Source organism: Sphingomonas sp. FW306-1B-B10E (assembly GCF_058782005.1).
The window spans coordinates 1-8,789 of sequence record NZ_JBYSXG010000090.1; the positions used below are offsets into that span (position 1 = coordinate 1).

The following is an 8,789-nucleotide window of genomic DNA, read 5'->3' on the forward strand; positions in this document are numbered from 1 at the left end:
CCCCTGACCCCTCCCGCAAGCGGGAGGGGAACGCCGTCAGGTGGGGGGACAAGGTTGCCGCCACGCCGAAGCCGCCTGCCGCGCCCTGGCGGACCATCTCGCCGAGCGAGGCGCGCCGAAGGCCGCGGCCGGGGGCGAGCAGCGACACCGCCTCGAGCAGATTGGTCTTGCCCGCGCCATTCTCGCCGGTCAGCACGACGAAACCCGCGCGCGCCGACAGCACGGCATCGGCATGATTGCGGAAATCGGTGAGAACTAGTCGCGTGACGGTCATTTGTTTGTGCTCTAGCGCAGGCACTTGCCGCCGGACAGCGCTTCGCCGATGAAGGCGCCAAAGGAGAAACCATGATCCGCCCGAATTTCAAAGCCTGTCTCGCCGCCGCCGCGGCCCTTGCCCTCGCCGCCTGCTCGAAGGCGCCCGAGGACGTCACTGCCCGCTATACTTTGGGCGGCGGTCAAGGGACGATCACCGTCCAGGCCGCGGGCAATGGCGACGCGCGCGTCGAAGCCGGCCAGCAGGTGCTGCTGCGCAAGGGCGGCACCGAATATGTCATGCTGACCGACAGCAAGGGCAAGTTCGCGGCGAAGACGGACGACTTCATCGCCGTGATGGGCGAGATGATGAAGGAAGCGGGCATGAAGCCGATGGGCCTGCCCCCGCAGAGCGAGTACGACCTCGTCAAGCAGGGCAGCGAGACGATCGCCGACGTCAAGGGCGACGTCTGGAAGGTCAGCGCCAAGAAGGGCCCGGGGACCGAGAGCTTCGAAGCGGTGATCAGCGGCGATCCGGCCTATGCCAATGTCGGCAAGGCGCTCGAGATGCAGACCAAGCTCGGTTCGGCCCAGGCGAAGCAGATCCAGGGCGGGCAGGGCAATCTCGAAAAGCGCGTCGAGGAAATGCTCGGCAAGGGCATGGTGCTGCGTTTCGCCGACGCGATCAAGCTCGACAAGGTCGAGAAGGGGCCGATTGACGTGAAGAGCTTCGACGTGCCGTCGCCGGTCGACAAGGCGACGCTGAAGGCGCGGCTGAGTGCCGAGCGTGCGCGTGCCCAGGCGGCGCAGAAGGCGATGCAGAGCGCGCAGCCGCCAATGCAGGGCCAGCCGCCCGTCCAGGGTCAGCCGCCGGTGCAGGCGCAGCCCGCACCCGCGCCGTCGCCTGCGCCCAAGGTCAAGTGATGCGCTGGACGTCGGCCGCCGCCGCGGCGCTGCTCCTGGCGCCGCTGCCCGCGGTGGCCGACGTCACGGCGAACTATGATTTCGGCAAGGAGAAGCTGACCGTCGAAGTCGACGACGGCGGCGATTATCGCGCCGAGATTGCCGGCAAGTTCGCGCTCCTCCGGCATGGCGGCAGCGACTATGTCGTCATTTTCCAGGGCACGACGCCGCTCGTCGTGCCGCGGCAGACGTTCCTCGATCTCGCCGTCGGCAAGATCCCCGTCGCACCGCCCAAGCCCGGCGCAACGCCGGATGTCGCGATCGTCAAGCAGGGCGCCGAGGAGCTGGTCGCCAGCCGCCGCGGCGATCTGTGGACGATCCGGCTGGACCGGCCGAACGCCAACACGATCGAAGTGGTTATGTGCCCGGATCGCGATCTCGCCCCGGTGGGCAAGATATTCGCCGGCGTGCTCGACGAAGGGCTTACCGCGTTCGCCAAGCTCATCCCGCCGTCGAACTTCGCCGAGCAGGCGCGTGCGGTGTTCGCCAAGGGAACCCCGTTGCGCGGCATGCTGATCGAGGAATTGCGGTTGCAGTCGGTCAGCAAGGCGCCGATCGCCGCGGCGCGTTTCGCGCTGCCGGGGCCAGTGCTGGACGGCGCTGCGTTCGACAAGGCGATGTCGGCGCCGGACGCGACCCCTGCCGAGAAGGTCGAGCGCGCGCCCGCGCCGGAGCAGCCGACCCCGCCCTCGCCTTAGATCCCGGTGAGCCCCGCTTCGGCGAGGCTCGCCTGGGCGACGCGATAGGCCTGGGGTTCGGCGATGCCGAGGCGGCGGCGCGCGACTTCCAGCGGCTCGGCGAGCAAGGCCTCGTAATCCTCGCCGTGCAGCCAGGCGGCGCGCTTGCCGCGGCGATAACCTTCGATCACCGCGCGGAAGAAATCGCGCTTGCCGGTGATGCGGATGCTCTTGAGCGCGGCGCCGGCGGCGATGAACGCCCAGCCGAGCCCACCGGTCTGTGCATAAGAGAAAGCGACGAGGCACGCCTCGCCGAGATGCTCATCGGCCTTGTAGCCGGTGAGCACGTGCCAGAGATCGTGAATGTCGCGCTCGCGCCGGCCCATCCACGCATAGGGATGCTCGACTGCCAGCGCTTCCGCGCCGACCGCGTTGATGCTGACTTGCTCGAGCCCCTTGGCCGAATAGCCGGTCGCGTCGAGAAAGGCGCGATAGGTGCCGCCGACGGTGCCGGGCGCGAAGCCGTCGATCCAGCTGCGGTCGGACAGCCGCTCGGCGAGTTCGAGCCGCTGATAGGCCAGCCTGCCGCCGCCGGGGACGGTAAGCAGCTTGCGGTAATTCTTCTGCGTGACGTCGCCGTTCAAAGCGCGCATGATGCGGAACACCTGCTCGGTATCGTCGCCATTGGCCAGCAGCCGGCGAAGCGCGCCGAGCGCGGTGCCCCATTCGCGCTTCAGCGGAATGCCGGGATTATAGGGTGCCTGCGTCGCCATGATCTGCCCTGCTGACATACTTACACTGATGTAAATAGCAGAACCTGCCGCGAAGTTCAATCGTTCGCGCGAAACCAAAGCGAAGCTGCCTTGTTGGCGTTGCGGACAGGGAGAGAGACGATGCCAAGCTGGATCATGCCTGCCGCCTTGCTGGCGCTGGCGCTTGCGGGCTGCGGCCCACAGAGCCCCGAACAGGCGCGGATCGACAATATCCAGGATGCGGCCGAGGCACAGGCGGACGCGATCGAATCGGCGTCGAAGAACCAAGTGGGTCAGATCCGTGCCGAGGCCGACACCCTGTCGCAGCAGGCCGGCCTCGCCAACGGCTTCGAGGCCGAGCGGCTACGTACGCGCGCCGAGGCGCTGGGCAAGGAAGCGAAGATCGTCGAGCGCCATGCCGCGGCGCAGGTTCAGGCGGTGCGCGATCGCGCGCGTGCCGATGTGAGCGCCATCAAAGCGCAGTGATCAGAGGATCAGCCGCTTGCGGACATCGGCGCGGCGCTCGAAGATCGATGCCATTTCGAGGTGCAGCGCGCGGTCGCGCGCATTGCCGGCAAGCTCCGCCCGCGCGCGCTCTTCGTCGGCGCGACGGTGGTTGAAGGCGATAAGGGCGTCCAAACCTTGCATGCGGAGCGCCATACCACGCATGAAACGAACAAAATCCTACGTATTGATGCGAGTCGCGGAATTACGTGGATAAGTTGGAACGCTTCGTCGCGATCCACACACGCATCGGCATCGGGCGCGAAAAGCGGGCATGCGGCTCAGTCGCTGAATGCGACGCGAAGCCGGTCGCCGACGAACGAGACGGCGCCCGAATGGCTGCAATTGCAGGCGGCGACTTCGAGCAGGCCTTGCATCCAACTGAGGAACACGCCGGCGTCGTCGGTCTGCACCAGGCCCTTTTGCACGCCCCGTTCGAACACCACGAGGAAGGTTCCGCGATCGTCGCCGCGCTGCCAGAAACCCGTGCGGTACGTCTCGGGAGCACCGTCGCCATCGCGGTCACCGGTGAAGCTGAAACCGGCATGCTCGTTGCGCATCCGTGTTCGCTGCGCCGCATTATATTGTGCGACCATCGGCGCATCGCCGAAATAACCGAGGCTGGCACCGCGCAGCGCGGCGGGGACGTGCAGGCGCTTCGCTCGCTGGCGGGATCGAAGCGCAGTTCGGGATCCATGTCGGCCCAGGAAGAATCGACCATGACGGTCGTCATATTGTCGAGCACCGCGCTCGCCGCGGTGAGGTTTGCGTCGGAGTCGGGCGAATGTGCCGGCTTGTCGGTGCACCCCGCGAGCAGCGCCAGCGGGGCAAGACCGATACGCCCGGACTTCACACGCGCATCGGCATCAGCACGTAGAGCGCCGGCGCGCTGTCATTCTCGCGAATCAGCGTCGGCGCCGCAGCGTCGGCGAGATGGACCTCGACGAGATCGCCCTCGATCTGGCCGAGAATGTCCATCAGATAGCGGCTGTTGAAGCCAATCTCGAACCCCATCGCGGCATATTCGCCCGGCACTTCCTCGGCCGCGGCGCCATTCTCGGGGCTGGTGACCGACAGGATGATCTTGTCGCGGTCCAGCGCCATCTTGACCGCGCGGGTCTTCTCGGTGGCGATCGTCGAGACACGGTCGACGCCCTGCATGAAGCTTTTGGGGTCGATCTTGAGGATCTTGTCGTTCGCGGTCGGGATGACGCGGCTGTAATCGGGGAAGGTGCCGTCGATCAGCTTCGAGGTCAGGATCGCCTGGCCGAGATCGAAGCGGATCTTCGAACCCGACAGCGACACGCCGACCGAGCCGTCGACCTCGTCGAGCAGCTTACGAAGCTCGGCGACGCACTTACGCGGCACGATTACGTCGGGCATGCCGTCGGCGCCGTCGGGGCGCTGAACCGTCACGCGTGCGAGGCGGTGACCGTCGGTCGCGGCGGCGCGGAGCAAAGGCTGGGCGTCGTCGGTGACGTGGAGGAAGATGCCGTTGAGGTAGTAACGCGTCTCTTCGGTCGAGATCGCGAAACGGGTCTTGTCGATGATCTGCTTGAGCGTCTCCGCCGGCAGCTCGAATGTGGTCGGCAGCTCGCCCTCGGCGATCATCGGGAAATCGTCGCGCGGCAGCGTCGCCAGGGTGAATTTGGCGCGGCCGGCATTGACCGTGATCCGGCCTTCCGCCGCGGCGAGCTCGACCTGCGAGCCTTCGGGCAGCTTGCGCACGATGTCGAACAAGGTGTGCGCCGAGACGGTGATCGCGCCGGGCTGGTCGACTGCGGCCGCGATCGTTTCGTCGATCTGCAGGTCGAGATCGGTCGCCATCAGCCGCATCGTGCCGCCGCCCTGCGCCTCGATCAGCACGTTCGACAGGATCGGGATCGTGTTGCGCCGCTCGACCACCGACTGGACGTGGCTCAGGCCCCTCAACAGAGTTGCGCGTTCGATCGTCGCCTTCATCACTCAAAACCCCCGGTGCCGCGCACGAATCCGGGCGCTGGCGAATTGGCTCGGTGTCAATCTGTAACGGCAAAAAGGGCCGGGGCAAGCGCCCCGACCCTCCTTTGCACACCAAAATGGTGCGCTGCGTGCCTCAGAAGCGGAAGCCGACGCCCGCGACGACCTGGTGCCGGTCGGTGTCGACGTCGAACGTGTCGGTCACCGTGCCATTGGCGAACTGGAAGTCCGCATTGGTGTAGTTCGAGTAGCGGTACTCGAGCTTGGCATAGGTGTTGCGGCCGATCGACTTCTCGACGCCCGCGCCGATCCGCCAGCCGTCGAGCTGGAAGTTCTCGTCGCGCGAGGTGGTGCCGTTGTCGGCAGTCACGTTGAGGCGGGCATTGGTGTAGCCGCCCTTGGCATAGACGAGGGTGCCCGGCGCGGCTTCGAAGCCGAGGCGTGCGCCGACATAGATATCGCGGCCAGCCTTGACGCGGCCATAGCCGAAATAGTTGGGATCGCTGGTGTCGGTCGAGACCTTGGCAGTCGAGCCGCTGAACTCGCCCTCGATGCCGAGGATCGCGCCGCCGAGCGGGATGTCATAGCCGGCCTCGACGCCGTACAAGGCGCCTTCGATGCTCTGGTCGTCGCCGCGGATACGCGAATCCTCGCTGCTGCCGGTACGGACGATGTCGAGACCGCCGACCACGCCGACACGGAAGCCGCCGGGGGCGCTGGAGCCTTCATCCTGAGCGAAGGCGGGGGCGGAGAGCGCCGACGATGCGACCAGGGCGGCGACGAAAACAAGCTTACGCATACTAACTCCTTGGGTAACCGGTCCGCCTTGCGAGCGGGCCGGGGCATAACTGGGGACGCGAGTCCGCAGTTGCATGAACCTCACATAAACAGGAAAATCCGTGGCAATTTTGCCACAGGAGGTTGCGGTGAAGGATCCCCCGATTGCGGGGGGATCCGAGATCAGAAGCGTACCCCGACGCCGCCGAGGACCTGGTGGCGGCTGGCATCGACGCCGGCATCGTCGGACTTGTACTTCGAGTAGCGATACTCGCCCTTCAGATAGACCTTGTCGTTGAGCTTGACCTCCGCGCCCGCGCCGGCGCGCCAGCCGTCCACCGTGTCATGCTCGGTGATCGCGCTGTTGGTATTGGCGTTGTATTCGGTGTTAAAGCGGGCATTGGTGTAGCCGCCCTTGGCGTAGATCAGTGCGCGGTTGCCGGCGACGAAGCCGAGCCTGCCGCCGACATATAGGTCGCGGCCTGCCGAGACCTTGAGCCGATCGCCGGCAGCGAGCACGCCGAAGGCTTCGTCCTTGGTGGTGGCGCCGGTGACTTCACCCTCAATGCCGAACACGGTGTTGCCGGATTGATGATCATAGCCGATCTGGCCGCCATAGACGACGCCGTCGCGCGATCCATTGTCGAGCGAATCGTCGCCGACATGGTCCCAACCCAGGATCGCCTCGGCGCGGGGACCAGTGAAGGTGGCGTCCTGCGCGAAGGCGGGGGTCGCGGCGGCGGATGCCGCGAGCGCGGCGAGGATGAGGTTACGCATTGGATACTCCCTGGTTACGCTACATGCCCGTTTCCGAGCTGGTGTACTGATACAGTAACCCACCTGTTCGTTGCCTGAACGAAACGAGGCAAAATCGTGACGCAGAGAAATCGCATATTGCCTTTGCCGGGCCGAGGCGCTGAGGAAGGCGGCATGCAAGCCAGCAACCGCAAGGGCCGCGACTTCATCGCCCGTCACGGCGAGACCGTGTTCAACATCGCGCGCCGGATGCAGGGCGATCATCCGCACACCCCGCTCACCCGCGCCGGCTTCGCCCAGGCCGATGCGATGGGCGCGGCGCTGCGCGCGCTGCTCGGGCCCCGGCCGAAGCTGACTTTGTGGTCGTCGAGCGCCGGCCGCGCGCTCCAGACCCTGGCGATCATCGCCGAGCATCTCGAGCTCGACTGGCACCAGGTGAAGACCGACGACCGCCTCGTCGAGATCGCCATGGGCAGCTGGAGCGGGCGCTATTATGCCGAATTGCAGGAAGAGGTCGGCAGCTTCCTCGATCTCGAGCACGGGCTGTACACCCGCCCGCCCGAGGGCGGCGAATGGTATGACGCGATCGCCGCGCGCGTCTCGGCCTGGCTCGCCGACACCGACCAGGATCCCGGCGACCGACTGGTGATCATGCACGGCATGTCGAGCCGGGTGTTGCGTGGCGTGATGACCGGCGCCGACGCGATGCCGCAATTCGACGCGCCGGTGGCGCCCGATCTGCCGCAGGGATCGGTGGTGCTGATCGAGCAGGGCGTCGAGCGCGTCGTCCATCTCGGCACCGGCCGTCACGCGGCGCCGGCATGATCGCGCTGGCGCTGCTTCTCGCGCTGCTGCCGCGCGATGCGCTGGGGACGTTCGGCAGCTGGGGGGCGTTTCGCGACGCCTCGCCGCTGCGCTGCTTCGCGATCGCCAAGCCGGTGGAGCAGGGCCGGGGGCAAGCCTTTGCGAGCATTGCCACCTGGCCGAGGCAGGGCGTGCGCAACCAGTTGCATGTCCGCCTCAGCCGAGCGCATGCCGGCAACGCCCGGGTTACGCTGGCGATCGGCGAACGCCGTTTCGAGCTGCGTGCGGGCGAGATTGACGCCTGGGCGCCGGACTCGCGCACCGACGCCGCGGTGGTCGCGGCGATCCGCGACGGCCGCAGCATGAGCGTCGAGACGATCGCCACCAACGGCGCGGCGTTCGCCGACACCTACGCGCTGCAAGGCGCGGCGACCGCGATCGACGCGGCGGCCTTGGGGTGCGCGGGGCGGTGACGTCTTTCCCCTCCCCTCGTGGGAGAGGCCAGGGAGCTAAGCCTCGATACTCCCACCAAGGCTTGCATTGACCAGTCCGCCGTCCACCGTCAGCGTCTCGCCCACCACATAATCTCCCGCGCGGCTGGCGAGGTAGATCGCGGCGCCGGCCATGTCTTCGTCGACGCCGATGCGGCCGGCGGGGATGCGCTTCGCGACGCCCTCGCCATGGTCGCGGGCGGCCTTGTTCATGTCGCTGGGAAAGGCGCCGGGGGCGAGCGAGGACACGACGATATGGTCGCGGATCAGCCGCGCGGCCATGCGGCGGGTGAGGTGGATCAATGCGGCCTTCGACGCCTGGTAGCTGTAGGTCTCCCATGGGTTGACGCGCTGGCCGTCGATCGAGGTGATGTTGATCACCTTGGCCGGGTGCTCGGCCGATCCGCCCGCCTTGAGCAGGGCATGGAGCGCCTGGGTCAGGAAGAAGGGCGACTTGACGTTGAGCTCCATCACCTTGTCCCAGCCCTTTTCGGGGAAACCTTCGAACGGCTCGCCCCAGGCAGCGCCGGCATTGTTGACGAGGATGTCGAGGCGTTCCTCGCGCTCGGCGAGCGCGGCGGCGAGTGCCTTGCAGCCTTCGACCGTGGCGACGTCCATCGGCAGCGCGATGCAGTTCGGGCCGAGCGCGGCGGCGGTCTCCTCGCAGGCCTCGGCCTTGCGCGAGGAGACATAGACCTTGGCGCCTTGGGCGACGAATCCCGTAGCGATCATCCGGCCGATGCCACGCGATCCGCCGGTGACCAATGCGATGCGCCCATCGAGGCGGAAGAGCGAGTTGGTGTCCATTTTCTTCTTCCTTCTGCTCCCCTTCCGCTTGCGGGAGGGGTCGGGGG

General features: G+C 66.9%; 13 protein-coding genes. 5 read left to right on the forward strand and 8 right to left on the reverse strand.

All coding sequences use genetic code 11. The features are described from left to right. A partial coding sequence (locus AC3WJI_RS21025; protein WP_492759259.1) for an AAA family ATPase occupies positions 1-274 on the reverse strand: 274 nt, incomplete at its 3' end. A gap of 71 nt (positions 275-345) precedes the next feature. On the opposite strand from AC3WJI_RS21025, the gene AC3WJI_RS21030 reads away from it, so the two are divergent. Together AC3WJI_RS21030 and AC3WJI_RS21035 are read left to right on the forward strand one after the other, a co-directional pair. Next, complete coding sequence (locus AC3WJI_RS21030) at positions 346-1,176, forward strand: hypothetical protein (RefSeq protein ID WP_492759260.1); 831 nt, start codon at positions 346-348, stop codon at positions 1,174-1,176. Then, positions 1,176-1,913 (forward strand): hypothetical protein, encoded by a 738-nt coding sequence (locus AC3WJI_RS21035; RefSeq protein WP_492759261.1) that lies wholly within the window; start codon positions 1,176-1,178, stop codon positions 1,911-1,913. Before AC3WJI_RS21030 ends, AC3WJI_RS21035 begins: the two co-directional genes overlap by 1 nt. Here the strand turns inward: AC3WJI_RS21035 and AC3WJI_RS21040 are convergent. Then, complete coding sequence (locus AC3WJI_RS21040) at positions 1,910-2,665, reverse strand: Coq4 family protein (RefSeq protein WP_492759262.1); 756 nt, start codon at positions 2,663-2,665, stop codon at positions 1,910-1,912. The genes AC3WJI_RS21035 and AC3WJI_RS21040 overlap by 4 nt on opposite strands. Positions 2,666-2,785: 120 nt before the next feature. Between AC3WJI_RS21040 and AC3WJI_RS21045 the strand changes: the two genes are divergently transcribed. Further along, positions 2,786-3,130 carry a hypothetical protein gene (locus AC3WJI_RS21045; protein WP_492759263.1) on the forward strand — a complete coding sequence of 115 codons (345 nt, stop codon included), beginning with the start codon at positions 2,786-2,788 and terminating at the stop codon, positions 3,128-3,130. On the opposite strand, the gene AC3WJI_RS21050 is transcribed toward AC3WJI_RS21045, so the two are convergent. The 5 genes from AC3WJI_RS21050 to AC3WJI_RS21070 all read right to left on the reverse strand — a co-directional run bounded on the left by AC3WJI_RS21050 (position 3,131) and on the right by AC3WJI_RS21070 (position 6,661). Then, complete coding sequence (locus AC3WJI_RS21050; protein WP_492759264.1) at positions 3,131-3,292, reverse strand: hypothetical protein; 162 nt, start codon at positions 3,290-3,292, stop codon at positions 3,131-3,133. It abuts the gene before it with no gap. A gap of 137 nt (positions 3,293-3,429) precedes the next feature. Next, positions 3,430-3,744 (reverse strand): hypothetical protein, encoded by a 315-nt coding sequence (locus AC3WJI_RS21055; protein ID WP_492759265.1) that lies wholly within the window; start codon positions 3,742-3,744, stop codon positions 3,430-3,432. A gap of 253 nt (positions 3,745-3,997) precedes the next feature. Continuing rightward, positions 3,998-5,110: a DNA polymerase III subunit beta gene (gene dnaN / locus AC3WJI_RS21060; RefSeq protein WP_492759266.1), complete on the reverse strand. Its 1,113-nt coding sequence runs from the start codon at positions 5,108-5,110 to the stop codon at positions 3,998-4,000. A 133-nt stretch (positions 5,111-5,243) separates the two neighbouring features. Beyond that, entirely contained in the window at positions 5,244-5,906 is a 663-nt protein-coding gene (locus tag AC3WJI_RS21065; protein ID WP_492759267.1) for an outer membrane protein, read from the reverse strand. Between the two features lie 161 nt (positions 5,907-6,067). Then, on the reverse strand, positions 6,068-6,661 hold the full coding sequence (locus AC3WJI_RS21070) for an outer membrane protein (protein WP_492759268.1): 594 nt from the start codon (positions 6,659-6,661) through the stop codon (positions 6,068-6,070). 153 nt (positions 6,662-6,814) lie between these two features. Between AC3WJI_RS21070 and AC3WJI_RS21075 the strand changes: the two genes are divergently transcribed. Both AC3WJI_RS21075 and AC3WJI_RS21080 read left to right on the forward strand, forming a co-directional pair. Beyond that, on the forward strand, positions 6,815-7,465 hold the full coding sequence (locus AC3WJI_RS21075; RefSeq protein WP_492759269.1) for a histidine phosphatase family protein: 651 nt from the start codon (positions 6,815-6,817) through the stop codon (positions 7,463-7,465). After that, entirely contained in the window at positions 7,462-7,917 is a 456-nt protein-coding gene (locus AC3WJI_RS21080; RefSeq protein ID WP_492759270.1) for a hypothetical protein, read from the forward strand. The genes AC3WJI_RS21075 and AC3WJI_RS21080 overlap by 4 nt, the downstream gene beginning before the upstream one ends. 36 nt (positions 7,918-7,953) lie before the next feature. Here the strand turns inward: AC3WJI_RS21080 and AC3WJI_RS21085 are convergent, their stop codons facing one another. After that, the gene (locus AC3WJI_RS21085; RefSeq protein ID WP_492759271.1) at positions 7,954-8,742 is read right to left on the reverse strand and encodes an SDR family oxidoreductase; all 789 of its coding nucleotides are present in this window, start codon (positions 8,740-8,742) and stop codon (positions 7,954-7,956) included. Between the last annotated feature and the right edge of the window lie 47 nt (positions 8,743-8,789).

What these genes read in the sequence shown, in the direction of transcription:
- AC3WJI_RS21030 (WP_492759260.1), top strand. Translation starts at nt 346, where the DNA reads ATGATCCGCCCGAATTTCAAAGCCTGTCTCGCCGCCGCCGCGGCCCTT.
- AC3WJI_RS21035 (WP_492759261.1), top strand. Translation starts at nt 1,176, where the DNA reads ATGCGCTGGACGTCGGCCGCCGCCGCGGCGCTGCTCCTGGCGCCGCTG.
- AC3WJI_RS21040 (WP_492759262.1), bottom strand. Translation starts at nt 2,665, where the DNA reads ATGGCGACGCAGGCACCCTATAATCCCGGCATTCCGCTGAAGCGCGAA.
- AC3WJI_RS21045 (WP_492759263.1), top strand. Translation starts at nt 2,786, where the DNA reads ATGCCAAGCTGGATCATGCCTGCCGCCTTGCTGGCGCTGGCGCTTGCG.
- AC3WJI_RS21050 (WP_492759264.1), bottom strand. Translation starts at nt 3,292, where the DNA reads ATGCAAGGTTTGGACGCCCTTATCGCCTTCAACCACCGTCGCGCCGAC.
- AC3WJI_RS21055 (WP_492759265.1), bottom strand. Translation starts at nt 3,744, where the DNA reads ATGGTCGCACAATATAATGCGGCGCAGCGAACACGGATGCGCAACGAG.
- dnaN (WP_492759266.1), bottom strand. Translation starts at nt 5,110, where the DNA reads ATGAAGGCGACGATCGAACGCGCAACTCTGTTGAGGGGCCTGAGCCAC.
- AC3WJI_RS21065 (WP_492759267.1), bottom strand. Translation starts at nt 5,906, where the DNA reads ATGCGTAAGCTTGTTTTCGTCGCCGCCCTGGTCGCATCGTCGGCGCTC.
- AC3WJI_RS21070 (WP_492759268.1), bottom strand. Translation starts at nt 6,661, where the DNA reads ATGCGTAACCTCATCCTCGCCGCGCTCGCGGCATCCGCCGCCGCGACC.
- AC3WJI_RS21075 (WP_492759269.1), top strand. Translation starts at nt 6,815, where the DNA reads ATGCAAGCCAGCAACCGCAAGGGCCGCGACTTCATCGCCCGTCACGGC.
- AC3WJI_RS21080 (WP_492759270.1), top strand. Translation starts at nt 7,462, where the DNA reads ATGATCGCGCTGGCGCTGCTTCTCGCGCTGCTGCCGCGCGATGCGCTG.
- AC3WJI_RS21085 (WP_492759271.1), bottom strand. Translation starts at nt 8,742, where the DNA reads ATGGACACCAACTCGCTCTTCCGCCTCGATGGGCGCATCGCATTGGTC.